Origin of the sequence: Nostocoides veronense (assembly GCF_039531185.1) — a bacterium.
GTDB classification, from domain to species: domain Bacteria; phylum Actinomycetota; class Actinomycetes; order Actinomycetales; family Dermatophilaceae; genus Nostocoides_A; species Nostocoides_A veronense.
Window position 1 is genome coordinate 1 of the sequence record NZ_BAAAPO010000009.1, and the last position, 26,952, is coordinate 26,952.

Annotated in this window: 27 protein-coding genes; 11 read left to right on the forward strand and 16 right to left on the reverse strand. The window is 69.0% G+C overall.

The features are described 5' to 3' along the window. Positions 1-72: 72 nt before the first annotated feature. Both ABD225_RS02815 and trpD read left to right on the forward strand, forming a co-directional pair. Positions 73-519 (forward strand): response regulator, encoded by a 447-nt coding sequence (locus ABD225_RS02815; RefSeq protein WP_344080963.1) that lies wholly within the window; start codon positions 73-75, stop codon positions 517-519. A gap of 8 nt (positions 520-527) precedes the next feature. Continuing rightward, complete coding sequence (trpD, locus tag ABD225_RS02820; RefSeq protein WP_344080966.1) at positions 528-1,604, forward strand: anthranilate phosphoribosyltransferase; 1,077 nt, start codon at positions 528-530, stop codon at positions 1,602-1,604. A 121-nt stretch (positions 1,605-1,725) separates the two neighbouring features. Here the strand turns inward: trpD and ABD225_RS02825 are convergent, their stop codons facing one another. From ABD225_RS02825 to ABD225_RS02835, 3 genes are read right to left on the reverse strand one after another with little or no spacing between them, the layout of a single operon-like run. Next, positions 1,726-2,181 (reverse strand): GtrA family protein, encoded by a 456-nt coding sequence (locus tag ABD225_RS02825; RefSeq protein ID WP_344080970.1) that lies wholly within the window; start codon positions 2,179-2,181, stop codon positions 1,726-1,728. Beyond that, positions 2,147-2,500 carry a metallopeptidase family protein gene (locus tag ABD225_RS02830; RefSeq protein ID WP_344080973.1) on the reverse strand — a complete coding sequence of 118 codons (354 nt, stop codon included), beginning with the start codon at positions 2,498-2,500 and terminating at the stop codon, positions 2,147-2,149. The genes ABD225_RS02825 and ABD225_RS02830 overlap by 35 nt, the downstream gene beginning before the upstream one ends. Continuing rightward, a complete protein-coding gene (locus ABD225_RS02835; RefSeq protein WP_344080976.1) occupies positions 2,497-3,093 on the reverse strand; it encodes a MarR family winged helix-turn-helix transcriptional regulator in 597 nt (198 codons plus the stop codon). Before ABD225_RS02835 ends, ABD225_RS02830 begins: the two co-directional genes overlap by 4 nt. 97 nt (positions 3,094-3,190) lie before the next feature. Between ABD225_RS02835 and ABD225_RS02840 the strand changes: the two genes are divergently transcribed. Continuing rightward, positions 3,191-3,745, forward strand: coding sequence for an NADPH-dependent FMN reductase (locus ABD225_RS02840; RefSeq protein WP_344080979.1), 555 nt, complete (start codon positions 3,191-3,193; stop codon positions 3,743-3,745). Positions 3,746-3,957: 212 nt separating this feature from the next. Here the strand turns inward: ABD225_RS02840 and ABD225_RS02845 are convergent, their stop codons facing one another. The 3 genes from ABD225_RS02845 to ctaC are packed head-to-tail and all read right to left on the reverse strand — an operon-like array spanning position 3,958 to position 6,969. Beyond that, the gene (locus ABD225_RS02845) at positions 3,958-4,359 is read right to left on the reverse strand and encodes a cytochrome c oxidase subunit 4 (protein ID WP_344080982.1); all 402 of its coding nucleotides are present in this window, start codon (positions 4,357-4,359) and stop codon (positions 3,958-3,960) included. A gap of 7 nt (positions 4,360-4,366) precedes the next feature. Further along, positions 4,367-6,052 carry an aa3-type cytochrome oxidase subunit I gene (gene ctaD, locus ABD225_RS02850; RefSeq protein ID WP_425564319.1) on the reverse strand — a complete coding sequence of 562 codons (1,686 nt, stop codon included), beginning with the start codon at positions 6,050-6,052 and terminating at the stop codon, positions 4,367-4,369. Positions 6,053-6,081: 29 nt separating this feature from the next. Further along, positions 6,082-6,969, reverse strand: coding sequence for an aa3-type cytochrome oxidase subunit II (ctaC, locus tag ABD225_RS02855; RefSeq protein ID WP_344080988.1), 888 nt, complete (start codon positions 6,967-6,969; stop codon positions 6,082-6,084). A gap of 125 nt (positions 6,970-7,094) precedes the next feature. Between ctaC and ABD225_RS02860 the strand changes: the two genes are divergently transcribed. Both ABD225_RS02860 and ABD225_RS02865 read left to right on the forward strand, forming a co-directional pair. Next, on the forward strand, positions 7,095-8,273 hold the full coding sequence (locus ABD225_RS02860) for an aminotransferase class V-fold PLP-dependent enzyme (protein ID WP_344080990.1): 1,179 nt from the start codon (positions 7,095-7,097) through the stop codon (positions 8,271-8,273). Next, complete coding sequence (locus ABD225_RS02865; protein ID WP_344080993.1) at positions 8,270-8,536, forward strand: sulfurtransferase TusA family protein; 267 nt, start codon at positions 8,270-8,272, stop codon at positions 8,534-8,536. The genes ABD225_RS02860 and ABD225_RS02865 overlap by 4 nt, the downstream gene beginning before the upstream one ends. A gap of 9 nt (positions 8,537-8,545) precedes the next feature. Here the strand turns inward: ABD225_RS02865 and aat are convergent, their stop codons facing one another. The 6 genes from aat to ABD225_RS02895 all read right to left on the reverse strand — a co-directional run bounded on the left by aat (position 8,546) and on the right by ABD225_RS02895 (position 13,805). Continuing rightward, positions 8,546-9,268 carry a leucyl/phenylalanyl-tRNA--protein transferase gene (gene aat, locus ABD225_RS02870; RefSeq protein ID WP_344080996.1) on the reverse strand — a complete coding sequence of 241 codons (723 nt, stop codon included), beginning with the start codon at positions 9,266-9,268 and terminating at the stop codon, positions 8,546-8,548. A gap of 22 nt (positions 9,269-9,290) precedes the next feature. Next, positions 9,291-10,277 carry a carbohydrate kinase family protein gene (locus ABD225_RS02875; RefSeq protein ID WP_344081000.1) on the reverse strand — a complete coding sequence of 329 codons (987 nt, stop codon included), beginning with the start codon at positions 10,275-10,277 and terminating at the stop codon, positions 9,291-9,293. 127 nt (positions 10,278-10,404) lie between these two features. Further along, positions 10,405-10,974, reverse strand: coding sequence for a hypothetical protein (locus tag ABD225_RS02880; RefSeq protein WP_344081003.1), 570 nt, complete (start codon positions 10,972-10,974; stop codon positions 10,405-10,407). Positions 10,975-11,133: 159 nt separating this feature from the next. Beyond that, the gene (locus ABD225_RS02885) at positions 11,134-12,060 is read right to left on the reverse strand and encodes a hypothetical protein (protein ID WP_344081005.1); all 927 of its coding nucleotides are present in this window, start codon (positions 12,058-12,060) and stop codon (positions 11,134-11,136) included. Positions 12,061-12,164: 104 nt separating this feature from the next. Continuing rightward, positions 12,165-12,521 carry a HesB/IscA family protein gene (locus tag ABD225_RS02890; protein ID WP_344081008.1) on the reverse strand — a complete coding sequence of 119 codons (357 nt, stop codon included), beginning with the start codon at positions 12,519-12,521 and terminating at the stop codon, positions 12,165-12,167. 120 nt (positions 12,522-12,641) lie between these two features. Further along, a complete protein-coding gene (locus tag ABD225_RS02895) occupies positions 12,642-13,805 on the reverse strand; it encodes a glycerate kinase family protein (RefSeq protein ID WP_344081011.1) in 1,164 nt (387 codons plus the stop codon). A gap of 65 nt (positions 13,806-13,870) precedes the next feature. Between ABD225_RS02895 and nadA the strand changes: the two genes are divergently transcribed. After that, a complete protein-coding gene (gene nadA, locus ABD225_RS02900) occupies positions 13,871-15,067 on the forward strand; it encodes a quinolinate synthase NadA (RefSeq protein WP_344081014.1) in 1,197 nt (398 codons plus the stop codon). 115 nt (positions 15,068-15,182) lie between these two features. Here the strand turns inward: nadA and ABD225_RS02905 are convergent, their stop codons facing one another. Next, entirely contained in the window at positions 15,183-16,547 is a 1,365-nt protein-coding gene (locus tag ABD225_RS02905; protein ID WP_344081016.1) for a dipeptidase, read from the reverse strand. Between the two features lie 33 nt (positions 16,548-16,580). On the opposite strand from ABD225_RS02905, the gene ABD225_RS02910 reads away from it, so the two are divergent. After that, entirely contained in the window at positions 16,581-17,156 is a 576-nt protein-coding gene (locus tag ABD225_RS02910) for a DUF3043 domain-containing protein (RefSeq protein WP_344081019.1), read from the forward strand. A 6-nt stretch (positions 17,157-17,162) separates the two neighbouring features. Continuing rightward, on the forward strand, positions 17,163-17,369 hold the full coding sequence (locus ABD225_RS02915) for a hypothetical protein (RefSeq protein ID WP_344081022.1): 207 nt from the start codon (positions 17,163-17,165) through the stop codon (positions 17,367-17,369). A 16-nt stretch (positions 17,370-17,385) separates the two neighbouring features. Here the strand turns inward: ABD225_RS02915 and ABD225_RS02920 are convergent, their stop codons facing one another. Together ABD225_RS02920 and gcvT are read right to left on the reverse strand one after the other, a co-directional pair. Then, positions 17,386-19,092, reverse strand: coding sequence for an alpha-glucosidase (locus tag ABD225_RS02920; RefSeq protein ID WP_344081025.1), 1,707 nt, complete (start codon positions 19,090-19,092; stop codon positions 17,386-17,388). Continuing rightward, complete coding sequence (gcvT, locus tag ABD225_RS02925) at positions 19,089-20,198, reverse strand: glycine cleavage system aminomethyltransferase GcvT (RefSeq protein ID WP_344081028.1); 1,110 nt, start codon at positions 20,196-20,198, stop codon at positions 19,089-19,091. Before gcvT ends, ABD225_RS02920 begins: the two co-directional genes overlap by 4 nt. 105 nt (positions 20,199-20,303) lie before the next feature. Here gcvT and ABD225_RS02930 point away from each other — a divergent pair, with 105 nt between their 5' ends. From ABD225_RS02930 to ABD225_RS02940, 3 genes are all read left to right on the forward strand, one after another. Continuing rightward, on the forward strand, positions 20,304-21,851 hold the full coding sequence (locus ABD225_RS02930; RefSeq protein WP_344081030.1) for a leucyl aminopeptidase: 1,548 nt from the start codon (positions 20,304-20,306) through the stop codon (positions 21,849-21,851). Positions 21,852-21,981: 130 nt separating this feature from the next. Further along, entirely contained in the window at positions 21,982-23,862 is a 1,881-nt protein-coding gene (gene sucB, locus ABD225_RS02935) for a 2-oxoglutarate dehydrogenase, E2 component, dihydrolipoamide succinyltransferase (RefSeq protein ID WP_344081032.1), read from the forward strand. A gap of 39 nt (positions 23,863-23,901) precedes the next feature. Beyond that, on the forward strand, positions 23,902-24,792 hold the full coding sequence (locus ABD225_RS02940; protein ID WP_344081035.1) for a TIGR01777 family oxidoreductase: 891 nt from the start codon (positions 23,902-23,904) through the stop codon (positions 24,790-24,792). Here the strand turns inward: ABD225_RS02940 and ABD225_RS02945 are convergent. Beyond that, positions 24,789-26,861 carry a hypothetical protein gene (locus ABD225_RS02945; protein WP_344081037.1) on the reverse strand — a complete coding sequence of 691 codons (2,073 nt, stop codon included), beginning with the start codon at positions 26,859-26,861 and terminating at the stop codon, positions 24,789-24,791. The two genes, ABD225_RS02940 and ABD225_RS02945, sit on opposite strands and share 4 nt — an antisense overlap. Between the last annotated feature and the right edge of the window lie 91 nt (positions 26,862-26,952).

Consider the following 26,952-nt stretch of genomic DNA (forward strand, 5'->3'; position numbering starts at 1 on the left):
ATTCCGACGCCCCCACGACATCCCTCGCCCGCCCGACCACGAATCGCCCGTTGATCAGCGGTTCCTTAGCGCATGGATCACTCCGAGACCGGCACCGCGGCAGGCCCGCGCGCGCTGTCCGTGCTGCTCTACAGCGATGACTACACCACCCGGGATGCCGTCCGCGCCGGGCTCGGGCGACGTCCCAGCCGGGACCTGGAGATCACCTCGTGGCACGAATGCGCCACCGCAGCGGCGGTCATCGAGGCCGTCGACAACGAGCGCTTCGATGTGCTCATCCTCGATGGTGAGGCCGCGCCCATGGGCGGAATGGGCCTGACTCGCCAGTTGAAGAACGAGATCTTCAACTGCCCGCCCGTGCTGGTCCTGACGGGCCGCCCCCAAGATGTGTGGCTCGCGGCCTGGTCGCTCGCCGACGCGGCCGTCGCCCACCCGCTCGACCCGATCGAGTTGTGCACCGGGCTGGAGCAGGCGATCGCCTCGGCGCCGGCGCCGCACGCCGCGCCCACCGGACTCTGACCCGGGCCGTGACGGACCAGGGGGCGGGCCAGGTCACCTGGCCCGATGTTCTCAGCGCGCTCGTGGCCGGCCGCGATTTGCGGTCTGATGAGGCCACCTGGGCAATGGATCAGATCTTTTCTGGGGAGGCCACCCCGTCGCAGGTAGGGGGCTTCCTCATCGGCCTGCGCGCCAAGGGCGAGACGGTCGAGGAGATGCATGCCCTCGCCGACGTCATGTTGTCCCACTCGCACCGCCTCCCCACGCCCCCGAAAAGCATCGACATCGTCGGCACCGGCGGCGACCGTGCGCATACGGTCAATATCTCGACGATGTCGGCACTGGTGCTCGCCGGCGGTGGACTGCGCGTCCTCAAACACGGCAACCGCGCGGCCTCGTCGTCCTCGGGGAGCGCCGATGTGCTCGAAGCCCTCGGCCTCGACCTCAGCTTGACCCCCGAGCGGGTGCAGGCGGTCGGCGACGAGGCGGGCATCACCTTCTGTTTCGCCCAGGCCTTCCACCCGGCCATGCGGTATGCCGCACCCACCCGCCGTGAGCTCGGCATCGGAACGGTCTTCAACAACCTCGGTCCGCTGACCAACCCGGGGCAGCCGACCTATGCCGCGGTGGGGGTCGCCGATGCCCGACTCGCCGCGCTGATGGCCGGGGTCTTCGCCGCGCGCGAGCGACCGGCCGTGGTCTTCCGGGGCGCCGACGGACTGGATGAGCTGGCGCTCGCCGGGCCCTCTCAGGTGTGGTGGGTCGCCGATGGTGTCGTCAGCGAGCATGTCATCGGTCCGCAGGATGTGGGCCTGATGATCGCTCCGCTGGAGGCGCTGCGCGGCGGGGACCCGGCGCACAATGCGGGCGTGGTCCGGGAGTTGCTCGCTGGCCGTGGTCGGGATGAGTCCTGGGCGCCCCGCGATGCCGTGCTCTTCAACGCCGGCGCCGCCTTCGCGGTGGCATCGGGTGAGGTATGCGGATCCCCCGTGACCGGCGCTGTCGTCGCCGCGATCCGCTCGGGCATCGAGCAGGCACGCGAGAGCCTGGACTCCGGTGCTGCCGCGGCCGCCCTGGACCGCTGGATCGCGGCAACCCGCGCCTGAGACGCCCGTGTGGGTCGACACGTCGAGTTCGGGAAACGCGCCGGTGGCGTAGCCCGTTCGTGGGCGTGTTTCCCGAACTCGATGGGCTAGCTGAGTCAGGTGCGGCGGAACCAGAGGGGTGTCAGGTGCGGCGGAACCAGATCAGGTTCAGCACGAAGCGGGCAGTGCCACCGATGGCGGTGCCGAGAACAACAATCGCGCTCTGCTGCCAGCCATTTGCCTCGGGCCAGCGCGCCAGCAAGGCCGCGGCGACCAGCAGTTCGACGAGCGCGGTGCCGAAGGTGATGATCGCGTCAGCATTCTGCCGATGCGAGCCGCGCACCCCATAGGTGTAGCGGCGGTGCAAAAGATTCCCAAGCACGGTCGCGATCGTCCAACTGAGCACGTTCGCGGGCTGCTGCGAGGTGACCAGCCGGGCGAGCCAGTAGAAGCCGACATACAAGACCGTCCCGACGCCCCCGACGAGGACGAAGCGGAGGAACTGCCCGCTGACCCGACCCTGAGCGCGCCCTGCCGCCCCTTGCTCCGGCGCGGCGATCGCCTCAGCCCCAGCCGAGGTCATGGAGGTGTGCGTCATCGATGCCGAAGTGGTGAGCGATCTCGTGCACGACGGTGACCTCAATCTCGTCCAGGAGTTCATCGCGCGACTCGCACATCCGCATCAGCGGGCCGCGGAAGAGCACGATCCGGTCGGGAAGGCGCAAGGTGTCCCAGCCGCCGTCGCGCTCGGTGAGGGCGACGCCCTCATAGACCCCGAGCAGGTCGGGTTCTTCCGGCGGCGGTTCGTCGTCGATGAAGAAGGCGACATTGTCGAGCAGTTGCATGAGCTCGGCAGGGACGGCATCGAGCGCATCGGCGACAGCCGCCTCGAAGTCGGCTTCGGACATCTCGATCATCCGAGATCCCCTCCACAGCTCGGCAATGGATCGGCGTTGCACGACGCTTGACCCGCCTCGGACAGAGCGGAGATCAGCGCGGCAAGCTGGGCGCGCAAACGCGGCAGGTCCTCCTCCCCCAGCAGGGCCGCCCAGTCGTTTTCGATGTCCACGAAAGCGGCCTTGACATAGGCCTGGGCGGCGACGCCCCGCTCGGTGAGGACCAGCAGCCGGGCCCGGCTGTCGCTCGGATCGGGTTCGGTGCGCAGATAGCCGGCCCGCTCAAGGTGGGTGATTTGCTGACTCAAAGCTTGCTTGCTCACGTCCGCCACGGCGACGATTTGGCTGGCACGACGGGGTCCGGCGCCGAGGTGGCGCAAGACATTTCGGGAGTGCGCGAGCGAGAGCGTCGCGAAGGGCGAGGACCGAAGGCGGCGATCGAATTCGGCGACAAAGGACGCCTCCAGCCGGCCTAGGAGCGCCACAAGTGGCACGCGCACTTCGCCCCGCACGGGCGCGCAGGAGCCAGAAAGGTGCCCGGCCGCCGAAAGGCCCCCGCCCAAGTCGCCGGCCGAATCGCCGACCAAGGCGAGCGGGTCCGGGCAGGTCGTCATACCGATCAGCATAGCTGATTGGTCAAGGGCTTGACTTCCGAGGGTCGGGTAACGCATATTGGTCAAGTAATTGACCACTGTGAATGGAGTCCCCCTGATGAACGTTCTCGTCCTCCTCGGCAGCCTGCGGGCCGCCTCGACCAATGCCCGCCTCGCCCAGGCCGCCATCGCCGCCCTGCCCGCGGGCGCGGTGGCCACGATCAGCTCCCTCCCGGCGCACTTGCCGTTCTATGACGAGGACCTCGACGTCCCGGACGCACTGCCGGACGCCGTTGCCGCCTTCCGGGCCGAGGTCGCCGCCGCCGACGCTCTGATCGTCGTCACCCCCGAATACAACGCGACGATGTCCGCCGTGCTGAAGAACGCGATCGACTGGGCTTCTCGCCCTCGGGGCGCCGCGGAGCTTGCCGGCAAACGCGTTCTCGTCCTGGCCGCCACCGGCTCCCCGCGCGACGCGCTGTGGGCCCGCGAGTCGACCGTGCGGTCGCTGACCATTGCCGGCGCCGCTCCCCTGGCGGACACCTTGGGCATCCCCAGTTCGTATGCCGCCTTCGCCCCCGACGGCTCTCTCGCGAACCCGGAGCACGCCGACGCTCTCGCCGGGCTGATTGCTCAGCTCACCGAACAGCGCGCCACACCCGCTGCCGCCTGAGTCAAAGACCAGAGGACCAGTCCAGTCCTCCGCCACCCTGGTCGACTTCGGGAAACACGCCGAACTCACCACCTCGGCGTCGGCGTGTTTCCCGAACTCGACGCCGAAAGAGGGGGCATCGCGCCACGTTCAGCCGGGCGCCCAGCACAAACGATGAGGCCCCAACCGCAAGCGGTTGGGGCCTTCGCCGTGACGTTCTCACGCGCGCGAGGTCACATCGCGTGCTGACCCTTGTAGCGCTCGAAGACCCAGCCGACGAGAGCGAAGACGCCGAAGAAGGCGCCGATCGCGAAGACCCACCAACCGACGGCGAGACCGAGGAAGACGATCGAGGAGGTCAGGCCGAGCCACAGCGGCCACCAGGAGTGCGGCGTGAAATCGCCATACTCACCGGCCGCCTCATCGATATTGCCGTCGAGGTTGTCATCCGGGCGATAGCCGATGCGCTTGCCGGTCAGCCAGAAGTAGAAGGCGACCATGAAGCCCAGACCGGCGGCCAACAACAGGCCGACGGGGCCGACCGGCTCCTGCCAGTCGGTGACGATGCCATAGATCGGGCCCACCACCAGGCCGAAGATGCCGACGACAGCGAAGACGAAGGATTCGGTCTTCATACGGGGCTCAGGCCTTTCCAGAGGCGAGCGCCTCGGCCTGGTTCGCCTTCCGCAGCGAGGCCGGCGCGGCCTCGGGGTGGTGCAGGTCGAAGGCCGGACGCTCGGAACGGATGCGAGGGATGGAGTTGAAGTTGTGCCGCGGCGGCGGACAGGAAGTCGCCCATTCCAGCGAGGCGCCATAGCCCCACGGGTCGTCGCTCTCGACGAGCGGGGCGTACTTCCAGGTCCGCCACACGTTGTAGATGAAGGGGATCATCGAGGCGCCGAGGATGAACGCGCCGACCGTGGAGACCTGGTTGGCCAGCGTGAAGCCGTCCTCCGGGAGGTAGTCGGCATACCGGCGGGGCATGCCGTCGACGCCCACCCAGTGCTGGATGAGGAAGGTCGTGTGGAAGCCGATGAACAGCATGGCGAAGTGGATCTTGCCGAGCGTCTCATCGAGCATCCGCCCGGTGAACTTCGGCCACCAGAAGTAGAAGCCGGCGAACATCGCGAAGACGACGGTTCCGAAGACGACGTAGTGGAAGTGCGCCACGACGAAGTAAGAGTCAGAGAGGCTGAAGTCCAAGGCGGGGCTGGCCAGGATGACACCGGTCAGGCCACCGAAGAGGAAGGTGACCAGGAAGCCCAGCGCCCAGATCATCGGCGTAGAGAAGACCAGATGTCCGCCCCACATGGTGCCGACCCAGTTGAAGAACTTCACGCCGGTTGGCACCGCGATCGCCATCGTCATGATGGCGAAGAAGGGTAAGAGGACTTGTCCGGTGACGTACATGTGGTGCGCCCAGACGCTGACGGACAGGGCCGCGATGGCGATGGTCGCGAAGACCAGCGTCTTGTAGCCGAAGATCGGCTTGCGGGAGAAGACCGGCAGGACCTCGGAGATGATCCCGAAGAAGGGCAGCGCGATGACATAGACCTCGGGGTGGCCGAAGAACCAGAAGAGGTGCTGCCACAGGATCGGCCCACCATTGGCGGGCTCGAACACTTCCGCGCCGAAGCGGCGGTCGGCGCCCAGGGCGAAAAGGGCGGCGGCGAGCGGCGGGAAGATGAGAATGATCAGGATCGAGGTGATCAGGACGGTCCAGGTGAAGACCGGCATCCGGAACATCGTCATACCCGGAGCGCGCATGCACACGATCGTGGTGATGAAGTTGACGCCACCGAGAATGGTGCCGAAACCACCAAGAGCCAGACCGAAGACCCACAGGTCGCCACCGATACCGGGGCTGAAGACCGAGTTGGACAGCGGGGCATACGCGAACCATCCGAAGGCCGCGGCGCCCATCGGGGTCAGGAAGCCCGCCGCGGCGATGATGCCGCCGAAGAGGTAGAGCCAGTAGGCGAACATATTCAGCCGGGGGAAGGCCACATCGGGCGCCCCGATCTGCAGCGGCATCAGCGCGTTCGCGAAGCCAGCGAAGAGCGGTGTCGCGAAGAGCAGCAACATGATCGTGCCGTGCATGGTGAACAGCTGGTTGAACTGCTGCTTGTCATCGAGGATCTGCATCCCGGGCTCGAAGAGCTCCAGGCGGATGAACAGGGCCATCAGGCCACCGATGAGGAACCAGATGAAGCTGGTGATGAAGTAGAGATTGCCGATGACCTTGTGGTCCGTGGTCGTGATCCACTTCACGACCGTCGTGCCCGGCGCCAGTCGCTTGTGCTCGACCCGGTCGGCCGTGCGCAGCATCGCCGGAGAGTTGGTCACGCTGCTCATGCTCAGTTGCCTCCCGTCGAGACTTTGTCCTGATCCTGCGGGATGATCCCCTCGCGCAGGTTCGTCATCGGCAGCAGGCCGCCATTGCCGCTGGCCTTCAGCTCCGCGATGTGCTTGTCGTAATCAGCGACGCTGACGACCTTGAGGTTGAACAGCATCTCGGAGTGGTAGGCGCCGCACAGCTCGGCGCACTTGCCGGCGAAGGTGCCTTCACGGGTCGGGACGACCTGGAAGGTGTTGACCCGGCCGGGGATCATGTCGAGCTTTTGCAAGAAGGCCGGCACCCAGAAGGAGTGGATGACGTCATTGGCGACGAGTTGGAATTCCACGCGCTTGCCGACCGGGATGTAGAGCGTCGGCAGCGTCTCCTCGACACCAGGCTTGCCGGTCAGTTGCGCCTGCGTGCCGGCCTCGTGGGCGTCGGAGGTGGTGTAGTTGAAGTCGAAGCTCCACTGCTTGCCGACGACATTGATGACATAGTCCGGCGTGGCCTTGGTGTCGGTCAGGGCCTTCTCGTCACGATCGGTGAAGTAGAAGAGCGTCAGCACCATGAAGATGGGGATGACGGTGTAAACGATCTCGAGCGGCACGTTGTACTTCAACTGCACGGGCAGCGGCGGGTCGTCGGCCTTGCGCTTGTAGGCGACCGCACACCAGAGCATCAGGCCCCAGACCAGCGCGCCGACCGCCAAAGCGGCGATCCAGGAGCCGATCCACAAGGAGCGGACTCGATCCGCGCCCTCGGTGGCCCCCTCAGGGAGATAGCCATTGGACAGCTTGCCCTGGGCGCCGGCGAGACCGCAGCCCCCCAGGCTCAGGACTACAGCCGTCAACGCCAAGCCAATGCCGACGCGGGAGCGTCGGGTGGCCGCGGTGGTGGGCAGTCGCAACGGGCACCTCGTCTGGTCGGACCGGATCAACAATCGTGCAAGCAGCACCCATGGCCGAGTGCTGGTGCCAAAACTACCGCAGCCCGGCCCAACCGTGTGGACGGGGTCGGCTAAGTTACCGAAGCGTGCCCCGTCCCACCGCGCCAGGCCGCGGGCTGCTCGATGCGATGTCCTCCCCGATGCACCCGCAGGCGGCGCAGACCCTCGCCGCCGCCCTGGACGCCGGCTGGGCCGACCCGCGCCGGTTGTATGCCGAAGCCCGCCAGGCCGCCGCGCTGTTGGACCGGGCACGCGAGACGATCGCCACCGATCTCGAGGTGGCCCCCTCGGACCTGAGCTTCCACCTCGGCGGGGGCCCGGCCGCCCTGGCGGCGGGACTCGACGGGCTCGCCTGGCCGAGGCGGCGCACCGGTGCCCGGCTCGTCGCGAGCGCGGTCGAGCACTCGGCGATCCTCATACCCGGCCGGTATGCCGCCGCCCAGGCGAGCGATCCGGATCTGCTGGCCGAGGTGCCCGTCGACGCCCTCGGCCGGGTGGACCCCCACGACTGGGCCGCGGCGTTGGCTCATCCGGGGACGGCGGTGGCCGCGCTGCAGCAGGCCAATGGCGAGGTCGGGATCATCCAGCCGGTCGCGGCGGCATACGAACGCTGCCGAGAGGCGGGCGTCCCACTGCTCGTGGACGGCCAGGCCAGCCTGGGGCGGCTCCCCGCGCCCGAGACGTATGACGCCCTGGCCGGCGATGCGAGCGCCGTCGCCGGCCCGCCCCTCGGGGTGCTCGTCGTCCCGGCCCGGACCCGCTTCCGTCGCTCGGGGCCGCCCCGCGAGGCGGAGTTCGGTCGAGCGGACGCGCCCGTCTGGGTGCCGATGGCCCTCGCGGCCGCCGAAGCCTGGCAGCAGGCGGCCGCAGCCCGGGCCAGTGATAACGCGAAGGCCGAGAGGTTGATCGCGCACGTTGTCGCTGCCGTGCAGAGCATTCCCGATCTCGACATCCCCGCCCTTGCTGGTGAACGGCTCCCCCACGTCTTGACGTTCAGCGCGCTCTACGTCGACGGCGAGGCCATCGTGACGGAACTGGACCGGCGCGGCTTGGCGGTCGCCTCGGGCTCGGCGTGTACCTCCTCCACGCTGGGACCGAGCCACGTCCTGGCGGCCATGGGCGCGCTCACGCACGGCAATGTGCGCCTTCGCCTGCCCTGGGCGGCCGCGGTGCCGGATCGGGCGGACGCCGTGCGCCGGCTGTGCGCGGAGCTCCCGGACGTGGTGCGGGAGTTGCGGGAGCGGCTCGGGGTGAGCGGGCTGTGACCCCTGGCGAGCTGGCCGTTGAGTCCCCCGACGCGGGGGCTGAGGTCGTCGTCGATGCACGCGGCACCCGCTGTCCGATGCCGGTCATCCTCGCGGCGCGTGCGGCGAAAGAGTTGCCCAGCGGCACGCGCCTGGTCGTCCTGGCAACGGACCCGGCCGCCGCGGCCGACGTGCCGGCGTGGGCGCGCATGCGCGGGCATACGGTCGAGTCCGTGGACAACGACGCCGACGGACAGGTGCGCGCGGTCGTCGTGACGAGCTGACGGATCGGGTCAGCCGCCCACCCGGTGGCGCCGTCCGCGCCAGGCGGCCCAATCCGGGCCGGGCGCGCTGGTCAGGGCCGGAAGGCGGGCGAGGTATGCGGACCGGTCCAGGGTCGTGATGCCGAGGCTGGCCAGATGGTCGGTGCGCCATTGGACGTCGATCAGGGCCGGCCCGGGCGCGCTGCGGATGACCTCGACGAGCGCCATCAGCGCCACCTTGGACGCGTCCGTGGCGCGGTGGAACATCGACTCGCCGGCGAACAGGCCGCCGATGGCCACGCCATACAAACCGCCCGCGAGGCGATCGCCGGCCCACACCTCGATACTGTGCGCCCACCCGAGGCGGTGCAGGTCCGCATACGCCTCGGCAATCTCGGGGGTGATCCAGGCACCGGAGCGGGCGGGATCGGCGCAGCCGGCGACCACGCCCTCGAAATCGGCGTCCACGCTGAAGCGCATCGCCTTGGCCGACCGGACCAGTGACCTGCTGGTATGCAGTCGCGCCGGGTCGAGGATCCCGCGCTCGGCGGGGCTCCACCAGGCCATGACGTCGTCAAGTCCGTCCAGGCCCATCGGGAAGGCGCCGGCGCGATACGCCGCGAGCAGCGTCGCCGGCGCCAGGTCGGCGCCGGCAGCGATCAGGTCCTCCTCCCCCGCGTCCGCCACCACGCGCGCGAAGGAGAAGCGGCTGGGGCCCGGGTCCACAGGCCGGGCGGGGAGGGCGGGGGTCACGGCATACCCCTGCTCGGGGGGCTCAGGGGCGCGGGCACTTCAGGTGCGGAGCGATCTCGCGCGCCGAATCCTCCCCATAGGCGTCGGCGAGGCGGGTGAGGAAGGAGCGCTTGGAGAGTTCGTACTCCTGGGTGCCGACGGTCTCGATGACGTGCGCGGCCAGGACCGAGCCCATCTCGGCGCACCGGCGGTGGCCGAGGCCAGCGGCCAAGCCGGACAGGAAGCCAGCGCGGAAGGCATCACCGACACCGGTCGGATCGGCGAGCCGGTCCACGGCGGCGACGCCGACATGGATCGTCTCCTCGCCGGGCGTTTCGATGCTCACGCCATCCTTTCCGTGCGTGGTGACCCGGTGCTCGACGCGGGCGGCAATCTCCTCGCGTGACCAGCCGGTCTTCTGCTCGGTGAGGCGGGCCTCATATTCGTTGGTGATCAGATAGGAGGCGCCCTCGATCATCTCGCGGATCTGCGGGCCGTCGCTGAACGCGAGTTGCTGGCTCGGGTCGGCGATGAACGGGATGCGACGGGTGCGGCACTCGCGGGTATGCCGCAGCATCGCCTGCGGGTCGTTCGCGCCGATGAGCACATAGTCGGCTCCGCCGACGCGCGAGGCGATCGGGCCGAGTTCGATCATCCGGGCTTCGCTCATCGCGCCGGCATAAAAGGTGGCGATCTGGGCCATGTCCTTGTCGGTGGTGCAGACGAATCGAGCAGTGTGCTTGGTCGCCGACACCAGGACCGACTCGCAGTCGACGCCATGGCGCTCCAGCCAGCTGCGGTAGGCGATGAAGTCCTCCCCGACGGCCCCGACAAGCACCGGGCGCATGCCGAGATTGGCCATCCCGAAGGCGATATTGGCCGCGATGCCCCCGCGCCGAATCTCGAGGTTGTCGGCGAGGAAGGACAGCGAGATTTTGTCCAACTGTTCGACGACGAGGGAGTCGGCGAAGCGACCATTGAAGGTCATCAGGTGGTCGCTGGCGATCGAGCCCGTGACGAGGATCTGCACGGCCGCCATTATGGCCCGGCGCCGGGGCTGTCGGATTCCCGCCCGATGCCGAAAACCCTGCCTTTGTGCCGGTTTCTTCCGACACAAAGGCAGGGTTTATCTCCCGGACGACGCCGAGAGGAGGCGGTCAGGCGCGAACGGGCTCGTGGGTGGCGACCTTCTTGGCGTGCTGCAGGCCGAGCAGACCGAGCAGCGCCATGACGGCGGCACCGAGGAAGGCCGCGATCGAGGCAAAGGTCATGATCTTGGCCATCGTGCCGAAGGCGTAGGCGTTCAGGAGCAGGCCACGCAGGGTGTTGCCCATGAACAGGCTCTGACGCAGCGCACCGAGTTCCGCGACCTTGGTCTGGTCGGCATTCGGGTCCTTGCTGAGCTCGATGAACTCGCCCGAGACATCTTCATACGTCCGGCCCGCGGAGGACTTGTCCATGTGGACCTTGATGTAGTGCTCGGCGAAAGCCTTGGCCTGGTCGCCCGTGGTCATTTCCTGGCCGGCGTACTTCTCCAGGTAGGGCTTGATCAGGGGGTCCTCGATCGCCGGGCCGGCGGGCATGGTGATGTCCTGCTGCTTCAGCTGCTCGGTCACATTGCTGTTCGTGAAGTTCGCTCCCCACAGCAGCAGCCCGCCGCCGACGAGCAGCAGGCCGGCCAGGGCCAGGCCGAGGTAGGAGATGAGCTTGTCGAGGGTGCTGCGCACGGGATTCTCCGTCCGTTTCCGGGGGAGCCCTGCGGTCTTGGGCTCTTTGGTCGAGCCCCGGTCTGGTTCTTGTTGTCCAGCACCTCTAACCCTAGTTAAGCAAATTGCAAGTTCAACTAAGCCATGCCTAGCCTAAATGTGCGGCACCCGGGCGAACCGTCACCGAGGCGCCGGACACCCGGGATCCCCGGGTATGACGGGACGCACCAAGATCTCGGAGGTCGCCCTCGACCCCTCGGCGTGCCATTGCGTCTGTGGTCGAGTGCCCGCGACGAGGTCGGCTGCCGCTTTGGCCGAGGCGCCGTTGAGGATGGCGCACGTTTGGTACTGCTTCTTGGTCGGGACCGCTGGCACCGGGAGCGACCAGACCTTCTTGGGTCCGGGATTGCCTGGTCTGGAACGCTGGACCACCAGCCGCTCCGGGACGAAGACTGTGCGTGCCGGACCGAGCCAGCCGTCCGGACCTTCGGGCGCGAGCGCGCGGAAGGCTGCCACCACCTCGCGCAACGCCCTGCGCACGGCGACCTGCTCCGAGGTCAGTCCGCGATCGGCATCAAATTGCTGGTCGAGCGCATAGGCCGAGATGGTCCCCTCCCACCTCATGGGACCCAAACTGAGGACTGTCGTGTTGTCGTCAAAGATGTGCGATGGCGCCCCGGGGTCGACGCCCTCGCGCACGCCGCTGCTCGCTGCCAGCGCCAGCAGGTCGAGCACCTTCTGCCGGGGCACGCGCAGCGTCGTGACGCTCGGCACCGGAGCATCGGGCTCGGAGTGGTCGGCCACATAGAGCGTGCCATCACCGGTCAGGGTGAGCATCGGTAAACGCCGGGAGCCCGGGCCCAGCCACGCGCTGGAATCGGTGTAGGTGAGCAGCACATCGTCGGCGCCGGTGGGGACCGGGGTGCTCACCGGTGGCGTGGAGGATTCCTCGGTGCCGCCCGCGGTCAGGGGGGTGGACGGCCACGGCGTTGCCTGCGCCGTGGTGGGCGGGTCCGCCGTCACTGGCGACTTGTGCGGGGCCTCGGTGCACCCGACGAGCACGAGGGCAGCCGCGAGGCCGGCGATCCAGGGTGAGCGGACGGACATACGTCATGGACGGGGCGCAGGGGTGGCGCGGTTCCCGCGCGGCCCGGCGGGACATGACGAACGGCCCGGCTCCCGCGAAGGGGGGCCGGGCCGTTCGGTCAGGATCAACTGAAGCTGTCGCCGCAGGCGCAGCTGCCGCCGGCGTTCGGGTTGTCGATCGTGAAGCCCTGCTTCTCGATGGTGTCCGCGAAGTCGATCGTCGCGCCGCCGAGGTAGGGCGCGCTCATCCGGTCGACGACGACTCCAACGCCATCGAAGTCGCGCACGAGGTCGCCATCGAGGCTGCGCTCGTCGAAGTAGAGCTGGTAGATCAGGCCGGAGCAGCCGCCGGGCTGCACGCCGACGCGCAGGCGCAGGTCATCGCGGCCTTCCTGCTCGAGCAGGGACTTCACCTTCGCGGCCGCGACATCGGTCAGCAGCACGCCATGGGTCTCGGTGGTGGTCTGGTCCGTGGTGGTCATACCGTCAGGATCCTTCTCATTCTGGGGCCGGGCTGGTCGTATGCCGCGTGCAACGCCATCGCGAGCGCGGATTGTTCCCGGGATGGCCAGGATACCCCCGCCCGCCGGGCGCTGGGCGCCTCACGCCGGTGGCGACCACGTCCTGGCCACCCGGGCCGCCCGGTCGGTCAAGGTGCCCACCGGGTCGGCGAAGGCTGCCTCCTCCTGCCGGGCGTCGGAGGCCACGGCATACATCCCGGACAGGCCGATGCCCATGCCCTCGCGGCGACCGACGAGCACCTGGCCGGCGATAACGATGCACGGGGTGGCGGCGGCGAGCGCGGCCTGGGCGACGCCCGAGACCACCTTGCCGCGCAGGCTCTGCCAATCGAAGCAGCCCTCCCCGGTCACCACGAGATCGGCGGCGGCGGCCAGGGTTGCGAAGCCGGTGGCCGCGAGCGTGAGTTCGACCCCGCTGCGGCGCCGCGCCCCCAGGGCGAACAAGGCGTATGCCAGCCCGCCCGCCGCCCCCGCGCCCGGCTCCTTGTCGAGGCGTCGCGGCTTGCCGGTGAGTAGGTCGGTGGCAGGCGGCAGGTGTCGCGCAACGCGGTCGGCGAAGTGCCCCAGCGCCGCCTCGAGGTCCTGCGCCTGCTGCGGGGTCGCGCCCTTCTGCGGGCCGAAGACGGCCGAGGCGCCCTTGAGCCCGAGCAGCGGATTGTCGACATCGGTGGCCGCGATCAACTCGATGCCGGCCCAGTCCGCGCGCACGGCGGACAGCGCCTCGAGGGCGGTCGGCCCGAGGTCGCGCAGCGCAAGGCCACCACGACCGAGGTCCTCGACGGAGCCGGCTCCGAGCGCCGCCAACAGGCCCGCTCCCCCGTCATTGGTGCCGCTGCCGCCGAGCCCCACGACGATCCGGCTAGCCCCGGCTTCCCGGGCGGCGAGCAGCAGGCGCCCTACGCCATAACTGCTGGTCACGGTGGGGTTGCGCTCCGCCGCGGCGAGCAGGTGCAGTCCGGCCGCCTGCGCCGATTCGAGGTATGCCGTGCGCCCCCCGCCCTCGGTGACCAGCAGGACACTCGCGGGCACCTCGCGGCCGAGTGGATCGGGGACTGTGGTCGCGATCATCTCGCCGTCGAGGTGGCGGGCGAGGACGTCGAGGAAGCCCGGTCCGCCGTCGGAGAGGGGCACCAGGGTCTGGACGACTTGCGGCGCCGAGCGCGCCCAGCCGGCGCCGATCGCCTCGGCTGCCTGGGTCGCGGTGAGGGTGCCGGTGAAACAATCCGGGGCGATCACAACGTGCACGTCGCCCAGCCTAAGGCGGGCTCGCAGCGGCCCGCGCGGGTGGCGGGCGTCATACGATCGGGCACATGACGACCACCGCCCCGCTGCCGCTGCTCGTGCTCGGGAAGGGCCGCGATCTGCATACCGAACGGGGCGTGGAATGCCCCGGCGAGTTGCCTCCCGCTTCCGATCCCGACCTGGTCGAGCGGGCCCGCGCGGCGAAGGCGGCGCTCGGGGACGAGGTCTTCATCCTCGGCCACCACTATCAGCGCGACGAGGTCATCGAGTTCGCCGACACCACCGGGGACTCCTTCAAGCTCGCGCGCGAGGCGGCGGCGCGGCCGGAGGCGGCATATATCGTCTTCTGCGGTGTGCACTTCATGGCGGAGTCGGCCGACATCTTGACCAGCCCCGACCAGACGGTGATCCTGCCGGACCTGGCGGCGGGCTGCTCGATGGCGGACATGGCGGCGATCGCGCAGGTCGAGGACGCGTGGGCCGACCTGCAGGAGGCGGGCGTGGCCGATGTGACGATCCCGGTCACCTATATGAACTCCTCCGCCGCGATCAAGGGCTTCACCGGCCGGCTCGGCGGGACGATCTGCACCTCCTCGAATGCCAAGACCGCGCTCGGGTGGGCGCTGGAGCAGCGCGGCGACGGGCGCGTGGCCGATGGCAGCGGCAAGGTGCTCTTCCTGCCCGACCAGCACCTCGGACGCAATACCTATGTGCGCGAACTCGGCGGGTCGCTCGAGGATTGCGTGGTCTTCGACCCGCACAAGCCGATGGGTGGGCTGGGCGTGGATGCGCTGCGGCGGGCGCGGATGATTTTGTGGCGCGGGCAGTGCTCGGTGCACGGGCGGTTCAGCGTCGAGGCGGTGGAGGCGGCGCGACGCGAGATCCCTGCAGTCAACGTCATCGTGCATCCGGAGTGCACCTATGAGGTGGTCGAGCGCGCGGACTATGTCGGCTCGACGGAGAAGATCATCAAGACCATCGCGGCAGCCCCGGCGGGCAGCGCGTGGGTGGTCGGGACCGAACTGAACCTCGTGCGGCGGCTGGCTGGGCAGTATCCCGACAAGCGGATCGCGTTCCTGGAAAAGAACGTCTGCTATTGCTCGACGATGAACCGGATCGACCTGCCGCACCTGGTCTGGGCGCTCGAGTCCCTGGTCGAGGGGCGTGTCGTCAACCCGATCCGGGTCGACCCCCAGGTCGCCGGCCATGCCCGCACCGCCTTGGACCGGATGCTCGCCCTGCCGGGCGAGACGCACAAGGACTAGTGCCCGGCCAGCGGCCGGCGTGGAGGTCCCGCCGGCGGCAACTCAGCACAGGTTTGTCGAATCTGCAGAGCTTCCAAGGTCTGCGCATTCGACTACCTGCTGTTAGCAAAGGTTCCTAGGCACCCGGGGCGCCCAGCGCGGCGATGCGGGAGAGCAGGGCGGCCTCGGCGAGGCAGACCTTCTCGAATTCGCCGAGGTGCAGCGACTCGTTGGCGCCGTGGGCGCGGGTGTCGGGGTCTTCGACGCCCGTGACCAGCAGCGCAGCCTGCGGGAAGCGTTCGGCGAAGGCCGCCACGAAGGGGATCGATCCGCCGACACCGATGTCAACGGGCGGGTGACCCCAGGCGTCGGCGAAGGCGGCGCGGGCGGCGTCATACATCGGGCCGGTGGCGTCGGCGGCGAAACCCTCACCCTTGTCGTCCAGGTGCACCTCGACCTGCGCGCCCCACGGGGCGTGCTCGAGCAGGTGCGCCCGGAGCAAGTCGTATGCCGTGTCCGGATCCTGCGAGGGCGCCAGCCGCATCGACACCTTGGCGCTAGCGCTGGGCACCAGGGTGTTGGAGGCCGTCGCGACGCTCGGCGCGTCGATCCCGATTGTCGTGATGGAGGGCTTGGCCCAGATTCGGTCTAGCAGCGGCCCGCGGCCGATCAACCCGACCCCGTCGAGGAGGCCGGATTCGGCGCGCAGGCGGGCCTCGTCATACGGCAGCTCACTGGCGGTGCCCGCGTCGAGACCGACGACCGCGACCTCCCCGTCCTCGGTATGCAGGGTGGCCAGCAACTTGATCAGCGCCGTGATCGCGTCGGGAACCGCGCCGCCGAACATCCCGGAGTGGATGCCGTGCGAGAGCGTCGAGACGGTGACGACGACGCGGATCAGCCCGCGCAGGGTGGTGGTCAGGGCCGGTTCGCCGATATCCCAGTTCGTGGAGTCGGCGAGCACGATGGCGTCGGCCGCGAGCTTGTCGCCGTGCGCGGCGAGGGTGGCGGGCAGCGATTCGGAGCCAATCTCCTCCTCGCCTTCAACGAAGACGACGAGGTTGACGGGCAGCGCGTCGCCGTGCGCGCGAACCGCGGCCAGGTGCGCCATGATGCCGGCTTTGTCGTCGGCCGCCCCGCGACCATACAACCGACCATCGCGCTCGGTCGGCTCGAAAGCTGGGCTGTCCCAAAGGTTTTCGGCCCCAGGAGGCTGGACATCGTGGTGGGCATAAAGCAGGACGGTGGGCGCGCCCTCCGGTCCCTCCTTGCGCGCGATGACCGCCGGGCGCCCGCCTTCGCGCACGATCTCGACGTCGAAGCCCTCCGCCTCGAAGAGGTCCGCCGTCGCAGCAGCGCTCGCCTCGACCTGCGCCTGGTCGAAGGCGTCGAGGGAGACGCTGGGGATGCGGGTCAGCGCCTCGAGGTCGGCGCGGATGCCGGGCATCAGCTCGGCGATCCGGGCGCGCAGGGTCTCGGTGTCCACGGGTGTCACGCTCACAGACCGACCATATCCAGCACGTATCCTTGCCGCGTGTTCGGACGCAAGGACAAGGCCGTCGAGGCCCCACAGGATGCCGTGGCCCACGAGACCCGCCCGGGGGCCAAGAATCGGCCAACCCCGAAGCGTCGCGATCAGGAGGCCGCGCGCAAACAGCCGATGATCGTCACCGACCGCAAGGCGGCCAAGCAGGCCGAACGCGCCAAGCGCATGCAAGCCAGCGGCAAGATGCGCCAGGCCATGGTCACCGGCGACGACCGCTACCTGCCCGCCCGCGACAAGGGGCCGGTGCGCCGGTTCGTCCGCGACAGCATCGACGCCCGCTGGAATCTCGCGGAGTTCTTGCTGCCCTTCATGGTCATGACGCTGGCGCTGCAGTTCGTCCGCGCCTCGTGGGCGCCCTTCGTTTTCATCGGCGTTTATGTGCTGATCCTGATCGCCCTACTCGACGGCTTCCTGGCCTGGCGGCGCATCAAGGCGCGCCTGCGCGACCGCTTCCCGAACGAGAATCTGCGCGGTCTCGGCGGCTATGCCGCGATGCGGATGATGCAGATGCGCCGCCTGCGGATGCCGAAGCCGCAGGTCGCCCGCGGCGAGAACCCCGCCTGAGCGACCATGGACGAGTTTTCCTGGCAGGTCCAGGGCCGCGACGGTATGCCGATCGCCGACCTCCCCGCTCCGTCCTTCCCGTCGCAGGCGGATGCCGAGGCGTGGCTCGGCGAGTCATGGCAGGAGTTGGCCGACGCCGGTGCGGCGGCCGTCACCTTGCGCCAGTTCGAGGATGTCGTCTACGGACCGATGTCCCTCGAACCGCCGAGCTGACCTCGTCTCGTTCCCCTCAGCGTCGCAGGACGAGCGCCTGCCACGGGCCGAGCACGATCTCGCCGTCCGCTGCGCCGGCGCCTGGTCCGCTCGCGAGCACGACCTCCGCGGCTGCCCATTCCGCCAGCTCGGGCACCGGGGCAGGCACCGAATCGTCGCTCGACAGATTCGCCACGACCAGCAAGCGCGCACCGTCCAGTCGGCGCTCGAAGGCATAGACACGCTCGCCATCGGGCAGCAGCATCGTGAAATCACCATGTGCGACAACAGGATCCGCATGCCGCAGCGCAATGACGGCCTTGGTGTGCGCGAAGACGGACTCTGGATCGTCGCGCTGCGCCGCGGCATTGATCTGCCGATAGTTGGGGTTGACCGCCAGCCAGGGCGTACCGGTGGTGAAACCCGCCTGGTCGCAGTCATCCCACTGCATCGGCGTCCGCGCATTGTCGCGGCCCTTGGTGCGCAGCGCGGCAAGCACCTGCTCCGGGTCGGCGCCGGCGCCAACCACCTCGTGGAAGTGGTTGACCGACTCCAGGTCGGAGAAGTCCGCGATCGCCCCGAAGGGATAGTTCGTCATACCCAGCTCTTCGCCTTGGTAGACATAGGGCGTGCCCCGATGCAGGTGCAGCACCGTCATCAGCGCCTTGGCCGAGTCCACACGGTATGCCGGGGAGTCGTCGCCGAAGCGGCTGACCGCTCGCGGCTGGTCGTGGTTGTCCCAGTAGAGGCTGTTCCAGCCGCGCTCCGCGAGCCCAGCCTGCCAGCGCCCGAGCGACGCCTTGAGAGTGCTGAGCTTCAGAGGGCGTAAATCCCACTTTCCGCCCGGCCCGGAGTCGAGCTCGACATGTTCGAACTGGAAGACCATGTCCAGTGCCTGATTGGCGGCATCGGTGTAATCCGCCGCGAGATCGACTGTCACACCAGGCATTTCGCCGACGGTCAACAGCCCAGCTGGGCGCTCGGCGAAGACGGCAGCATGCATTTCCTGGAGGAACTCCAGCAGCCGCGGGCCGCACGCCACCTGGTCGAAACCGGAGCCGTGGAGTAGGCCCGGCGGGACCGGACCATCGTCATACGACCGCTTCGAGATCAGGTTGATGACATCCATCCGGAAGCCGTCGACGCCTCGGTCGAGCCAACGATTCATCATCGCGTAGACCGCCTGGCGCACCTCGGGGTTTTCCCAGTTCAGGTCGGGCTGTTTGCGCGAGAAGAGATGGAGGAAGTACTGCCCGCGCCGCGGCTCCCACTCCCAAGCGCTCCCGGAGAAGAAGGAGCCCCAATTGTTCGGCTCAGCACCGGGCTCGCCACCGGTATTGCCGGGACGCGGGTCGCGCCAGATGTACCAGTCGGCTTGTGGATTGTCGCGGTCTCGTCGGGACTCCTCGAACCACGCGTGCTCGTCGCTCGTGTGATTGACGACGAGGTCCATGACAATCTTGATCCCGTGCGAATGCGCTTGCGCGACAAGCTCATCCATGTCGGCCAGGGTGCCGAAGAGAGGGTCGATGTCTTCGTAGTCGCTGATGTCGTAGCCGTTGTCGTCCATCGGGCTGCGATAGACAGGGCTGAGCCAGACGACATCGACACCGAGGTCGGCGAGGTGGTCGAGGCGGTCGATAATGCCGCGGAGGTCACCGATGCCATCGCCATTGGCGTCGGCAAAGCTGCGCGGGTAGATCTGATAGACGACGGCTGATTTCCACCAGTCGCGGGCGATCATGATTCGCGGACCTGAACCTCCACGAACGGTGGCTTGACGACCTCGGCCTCCACGACCCGCCCGCGGACGTCGATCGAAACGCTGTCGCCGAGCGCGACGGAGCGGTCGAGCAGGGCCAGCGCGATGCCCTGTTTGCGGGTCGGCGAGAAGGTCCCGGACGTGACCTCACCGACGGATGCGCCCTCGGAATCGATGACCGCGCAGTGAGAGCGCGGGATGCCCCGCCCGGTGACGAGCAGCCCCCGAGAGAGGCGCGAGGTCTTGGCGGCCCGCTGCTCGGTGAGCGCAGCCTTGCCCCAGAAGGCCGGCTTGTCCCAGCCGACGGCCCACGCCGAGCCCGCCATGACGGGGGTGATGTCCGGCGAAAGATCGTTGCCGTGCAAGGGATAACCCATCTCGGTGCGCAGCGTGTCGCGGGCTCCCAGCCCGCATACCAATCCCCCGCGCTCGGCGACGGCGACCGCGAGGGTGTCCCACAGCGGACCGGCGTTGTCCCACATCGGCACGAGTTCGTAGCCGCGTTCGCCGGTATACCCGGTGCGGCACACGATGACCGGCAGGCCCTCCCAGTCGGTCTCGACGAAAGACATGTAGTCATGCCCGGTCGGCAGGCCGAGCGATTCGAGCACCTCGTCCGAGAGGGTGCCCTGGACGGCGATGACGCCATATTGATCGTGCAGATTCTCGACCGTGATCCCCGTCGGCGCCTCGGCCTGCAGCATCTCGACGACGGTAGCGGTGTTGGCCGCATTGGGGATCAGGAAGACATCCTCGTCGCTGCGTAGATAGGCGATCAGATCGTCGACGACCCCACCAGATTCGTTGCAGCACAGCGTGTATTGCGCCTTGCCGATGTGGATCCGCTCGAGATCGTTGGTCAGGCAGGCGTTGACATATGCCGCCGCTCCCGGCCCGCTCACGCGCGCCTTGCCGAGGTGCGAGACGTCGAAGATGCCGACCTTTTCGCGCACCGCCGTGTGCTCCGCCACAACCCCGCCCCCGGGATACTCGATCGGCATCAGCCACCCCCCGAAGTCGGCCATCTTCGCGCCCAAGGCGGTATGGCGATCGTGCAGGGGCGAGTGCAGCAGGGCGTCGGTGCTCATAGAGGGACGCTACCGCCCCGGCCGTGCAGCCGGTATGGGCGGTGCCGGGCCATGAGGCGGCGCGAGCAGCCCCGGCGAACTTCGTGGGTGTCATAGATTGCCGGGGTGACCACCGTGACCTTGACCGACCAGCCCGTCGCTGCCCACAAGGCTGACGCCCTGGTGATCGCCACCCTGCCCGACGCCGACGGCGCCACCTTGGCGCCGGGGCACGGCCTGCCCCGCGGTACCGTGACCCATCTCAAGGGCGTGCTCGCCGCGCTGGAGGCGACGGGCAAGGTCGACGATGTCCACAAGGTCGCCATGGTTCCGGGTGTGAGCGCACGAACGGTCGTCCTGACCGGTGTCGCGCCGAAGACCGGTTCCACCAAGCCGACGAGCGACACGCTGCGGCTCGGCGCGGGGGCGGCGCTGCGGGCCGTGGGGTCCGCCGAGGTTGTGGTCCTCGATCTGCCGACGACGACGCCGGCGTTGCTCACGGCCGCCGCGGAGGGCGCACTGCTCGGTGCTTATGCCTTCACGGCACACAAGAGTTCCGCCAAGCAGACCAAGCCGGCCCCCCGCGCCAAGGGCAGCGACTCCGAGAGTTCGGTCCGCAAACTCCTGGTCCAGGCATCGGATGCCAAGGACAAGGCAGCCAAGCAGGCCCTGACTCGGGCCGGCATCGTCGCGGGGGCCACGGCATACGCCCGGGACCTGGTCAACACTCCCCCGAACCTGCTCTATCCGCAGACCTTCGCCGAGGCGGTCCAGCGCCGGGTCGCGGATCTCAAGGTCCCCGTCGAGGTGGTCGTCCACGACGAGAAGGCGCTCACGCATATGCAGTGCGGCGGCATCCTCGGTGTCGGTCAGGGCTCCTCGCGTCCGCCGCGGATCGTTGAGCTGCATTACGCCCCCAAGGGCGCCTCGGGCCGAATCGCGTTCGTGGGCAAGGGAATCACCTTCGACACCGGTGGCGTGTGCATCAAGCCGGCCGCCTCGATGCTGACGATGAAATGCGATATGGCCGGCGCCGCGGCGGTCGCCGGTGCGGTGCTGGCGGCGGCGGCTCTCAAGCTGCCGGTCGCAGTCAGCGGCTATCTCTGCCTCGCCGAGAACATGCCGGGCGGCAATGCCCAGCGCCCCAGCGATATCGTCACGATGCGCTCCGGCACCACCGTCGAAATCATCGACACCGACGCCGAGGGCCGGATGGTGCTCGCCGACGGCATGAGCCTGGCGGCCGAGTCCGGGGCCGAGGCGATCGTTGATGTCGCCACCCTGACTGGGGCGTGCATGATCGCGCTCGGGACCAAGGTCGGCGGTGTCATGAGCAATGACGATCGCCTGCGTTCGGCGGTCCTGGCCAGCGCCGCGTCCACCGGTGAGGCGATGTGGCCACTGCCCCTGCCGGAGGAGTTGCGAGCCAAGCTCGACTCCGGAGTTGCCGACCTGCAGCACAAGGGGGATCAGTATGGCGGTGCCCTCACCGCCGGTCTCTTCCTGCGGGAGTTCGCCAAGACCCCGGACGGCGACGTCGTGCCGTGGGCGCACCTGGACATCGCCGGTCCGGCATATCTCACCGAGGCACCCTTCGGGCATGTCGGCAAGGGCGGAACGGGCTTCGCCGTCGCCACTCTCGTCCACCTGGCGGCAACCTGGGGCGGTAGCTGAGACACAGCGTGGCGCGGTGACCCTTTCCGCAGGCGCCAATGGGTGATCCCCTGGTGGAAATCGCGGGCCCAATGCATGAGAGTGTGGTCCACAACACCTGAATCGATGCACCGAGGAGATCTGAGGACTCATGTCTGAACGTGTGACCATGCCGGCGCTGGGCGAATCCGTCACCGAAGGAACCGTGACCCGCTGGCTGAAGTCCGTCGGTGATCAGGTCGCGCTCGACGAGCCGCTGCTGGAAGTGTCGACGGACAAGGTCGACACGGAGATCCCGTCGCCGGTCGCGGGCGTGCTGTTGGAGATCCTTGTGGGTGAGGACGACACAGTGCCGGTTGGCGCCGAACTCGCCGTTGTCGGTGATGAGTCCGAGGGTGGTGGTTCGGCACCCGCGGCGGAAGCCGCGCCGGCCGCTGAGCCCGAGCCCGCTCCGGCCCCCGCCGCAGCCGAGCCCGCTGCCGCACCCGAGGCGCCGGCTGCTGAGCCCGCCGCGGCACCCGCTGCTTCCTCCGGCGGCGCTGGCGGAGAGGTCTCGGGTGGCACGACGGTGACGATGCCTGCCCTGGGCGAGTCGGTGACCGAAGGCACGGTGACGCGCTGGCTGAAGGCCGAGGGCGATGAGGTTGAGGTGGACGAGCCGCTGCTCGAGGTGTCCACCGACAAGGTCGACACCGAGATTCCGTCCCCGGCGGCCGGCACCCTGACCAAGATTCTCGTCGGTGAGGACGAAACGGTCGCGGTCGGCGCAGACCTGGCCGTCATCGGCGGCAGCACATCCGGTGGCGGCGACGCCGCCCCGGCGGAGCAGGCGTCGCAGGCGCCCTCGGCCCCCGCTGCTGCTGAGCCGACCCCGGAGGAGCCCGCCGCTGGCACGGAGGAACCCACACCGTCCGCGGAGTCCGAGGCACCTAAGGGTGAGTCCTCCGCCGAGGAGTCCACCCCGCCAGCTCCGGCTCAAGAACCCGTGGCGTCCGCGGCTCCGTCGGCGCCTGCCGACCCGCCGCCCGCAGAGGCGGCCCCCGCTGCTGCGACTGCCCCCGCAGAGGAGTCGTCCGGGGAATCGGACGCGTCCGCATATGTCACTCCGCTGGTGCGCAAGCTCGCCGCGGAGAATGGCATCGACCTGGCGTCCGTGACGGGTACCGGGATCGGTGGCCGGATCCGCAAGCAGGATGTCCTCGACGCGGCGGAGAAGGCGAAGGCTGCAGCCGTGGCGCCCGCACCCGCCGAGGCCCCCGCTCCGGCAGCAGCCCCGGCTGCAGCAGCCACGGCCACGGCTCCGGTAGCGACCGACTCGCGCCGCGGCACGCGCGAGAAGATGACCCGACTGCGCAAGATCATCGCGACGCGCATGGTCGAGTCGCTTCAGGTGTCGGCGCAATTGACCACCGTCATCGAGGTCGACATGACCAAGGTCGCGCGCTTGCGCGATCGCGCCAAGGGCGACTTCGAGAAGCGCGAAGGCACCAAGCTGTCCTTCCTGCCGTTCATCGCCCTCGCGACCTGCGAAGCGCTCAAGGCCCACCCCGGGATCAACGCCAGCATCGATGGGGAGGAGATCGTCTACCACGGCTCCGAAAACCTCGCGATCGCCGTCGACACTCCCAAGGGCCTGATCGTGCCGGTCCTGAAGAACGCGGGCGATCTCAATATCGCTGGGCTGGCACGCGGCATCGCCGACATCGCGGCACGCACCCGCGACAACAAGATCACCCCCGACGAGCTGTCCGGCGGCACCTTCACGATCACCAACACCGGCAGCCGCGGCGCGCTCTTCGACACCCCGATCCTGAACCAGCCGCAGGTCGCGATGCTGGGAACGGGCGCGATCGTGCGCAAGCCCGTCGTGATCGATGCCGATGGGGCCGAGACGATCGCCATCCGCTCGATGATGTACCTCGCCTTGTCCTATGACCACCGCATCGTCGACGGCGCCGACGCCGCGCGCTTCCTGACCACGGTCAAGGAGCGCCTCGAGGAGGGCCGCTTCGAGGCCTCCCTCGGTCTGTAAGAGGCTGCGCTTAACCGAGAACACGAGAGGTCCCCGCCCATGATCACGATCGCCATCACCGGCGCCAGCGGACTCATCGGCGGGGCCCTCTCGCGTGCCCTGGCCGCTCGCGGGGATCGGGTCATCGCGCTCGTGCGTCGGGCACCTCGCGGACCGTCGGAGCGCTCGTGGGACCCGGCCCGTGGCGTCCTCGAACCATCTGCTGTGGGAGACGTCGACGTCATTGTCAATCTCGCGGGTGCCGGTGTCGGTGACAAGCGCTGGTCGACCGAGCACAAGACAGAGATTCTGCGCTCGCGGGTCGGGGCGACGCATACCGTCGTGCGCGCGATCATCAGCTCCGGCCGGCCGATCCGCCTCGTCAACGGCTCGGCGGTGGGCTTTTATGGCGACCGCGGCGAGGAATTGTTGACCGAGGCGAGTCCGGCTGGCACCGGCTTTCTTGCCGAGGTGGTGCGCGCGTGGGAGGGCGCGGCCGACGAGTGGGTCACAGCGGGCGGGAGCGTCGCCTTCGCCCGGACCGGGCTGGTCATGACGCGCGATGGTGGCGCGCTGGCCCCCCTGGTGCGTGCGACCCGGCTCGGCGCGGGTGGTCCGCTTGGCTCGGGTCGGCAGTTCTGGCCCGTGATCTCGCTCCGAGACGAGGTGCGCGCGTTGGTGCATCTGATCGACCGTCCCGACATCACGGGCCCGGTCAACCTCGTGGGCCTCGAGCCCCCGCGCCAGCGTGAGGTCGCCACCGCGGTCGCGCGTATGCTGCACCGCCCCGCCCTGCTGCCCGCTCCGCGGCTTGGTCTGCGGCTTGTGCTCGGCCAGTTCGCGGATGAGATTCTCGCCAGCCAGCGGGTCCTGCCGGAGCGGCTGCTGCAGTCCGGTTTCACCCATGAGGACGCCAGCCTCCAGGCGGTGCTCACCCGCGCCCTCGGCTAGCCCGCGGCGTCAGGAGTGGTGATCTCCGCGACCTGCCAGTGCTGCCCTGACCAGACCAAGACCATTCGGACTCGATCGCCCGCGCTGGCGGCCACGCGCGTTGGCGACCCCGTCTCCGGGGTGATCGTGAAGGCGCTGGAGTCCACGACAGCGTCCAGGACGACGCGCTCATGGCCCGGCTTGCCGACTGACCGTGCGGTCGCCGAGCGGACGGTGAACGCGACGCCGCGATAGCGAAGGCGATCGCGGCGGGCTTGCTGGATGGCAGCCAAGTCGGCGCGATAGATCGCCGACTCGGCCTGGTCCACCTCAGCCACCCTCGCGGGATCGAGTTCACGCCAGGCGCGCGCCCGCAGGTTCGACAGGGTCTGGACGAGGCCGACGGGATCGGTCAACGGACCGCTGAGGTCCCTGACGGGCTGAGTCGCGCGCGGGCGGGGAGCAGGCGACTCTGATCGCCCACTCGCCGAAGCCGGCGATCCGGGCGTTTCCGGTCGTGCTTCGACCTCGCGAGGTCCACTGGTGGGCGCCGTGGACGAGGCCGACGCGTCGAGTGAACGGGTCACGACACCGCTGGCCGTCGCGGCGTGCTCACCGCCGTCCACGAGCTTGACTACGCCCACCGTGCCCAGGGTGCTCACCAGCAGAGCGATGAGCAGCATCGGAAGGTACCTAAGCGGGGCTGCTGCCAGGCTCTGCCATCCGTGCACGATTCGCTCGCCGAATGACGTCGGGTGAGCCGCGATCCGGCCCCGACCCAACGCTTGCGCCCCAAGTCCTCGAGACTCTCTGGATGGGCGTCCGCCTCCACGACGCACAGCAAGCTGCCCACCTCGGCCGGCACTGGTACGCCGAGGAGGGAGCGGGTTGGGCACGCTCCGTCCAGGGTGCGGCCGTCCTGCGCGAACCCGTTCGGACTGGCGCCGACGAAGGCTGGGAATGTGCAGTCGTGGCTCACTCGCGAGGTCATCCCACTCGGGGCCGTAGTCGACCGTTCGAGCCTCGCCACTTTCGCTCGTGGACTCCTCGCCGTCCCCCGGACTCCCGCCGGAAGCCGACGGCCCACCGTCAGGCGGCAAGGCCAGCGAGGCCGGCGAGGCGGCGTCCGACGATCGCCGTGGCACGGTGAATCGGAAGCGGGCACCTGACCACCGGCTTGGCTGTTGGTCGGGTCCATCGACCACGGCCCGGGCACGCAGCAAGCTGGCGAGGTCTTCGCCCGTGCGCTGCCAGTCCGCCGGTATAGCGAGCGTCTCGGGCACCGCATGGTCGAGCAATCGGGCTCGCAGGTCCACGATCCCGCCAAGCACGCCTGCCGCGTGCGCCGCCCGCAGGCTGGTGACCTCCTCAACCACTTCTCGACGGCCCGAGTCTGCGGCATCCAGACCGAGCCGAGCGACCGTCGTCGTCGATGGCGCCACGTCCGATAACAAGGACTCGGCGAGAGCCAGCATCGCCTCGACTGCGGCCCGCTCCGTCACCGCCGGTCCGGCCAGCCCGGCATCGCCGAGTACGACCTCGCCCTCCGCGGTCAGCCACAGGCCATCCGCGCGCACGCCCGGATGCGCCAATCCCGCCTCGGCTAGGCGTGACAGCGGGCCCAAGACCCCAACCAGGACGCCGACGATCTCCTCTGCAGTCAGCGGACCTCGCTCGAGCAACTCCGCGAGGGTGTGCCGAGGTGGCTCGACATAGATCAGAGCCACGCCCCCATCGACCGCGACCGCTTCGTCGGGGACAAGCACTCCCGCCGGGCTGAGTTCGTCCAGCACCGCCAGGGCCCGGCGTGCGTCGGCTAAGGCCCGACCTGCCATCCCGCTCTGGTCGGCGACTGCCTCGAACGCCAGGTCATTGCGAGCCAGGTCATGGCGAGCCAGCTCTTCGTGTGCCGGCTGCGCGTGTGCCAGGTCGTCGGGTGCCAAGTCGTCGTGTCCCAGGTCATCAGCGAGCGGATAGATGACGGCGCTGACGCGGACGCCATCGCGGATGCGGGTGCCGGTCAGCCGCGTTGGGGTGAGATGCGGAGGGCTGACGACCCGCAAGCGGTACCCAGCGATCAACTCGGCCACCCTGACCTCCTTCGCACCGATAGCGCGCACCTCGCGCCGTCCATCCCACCCTCCCCCAAGCCGGCGAAATCCGCCGAAAGTTATCCACAGC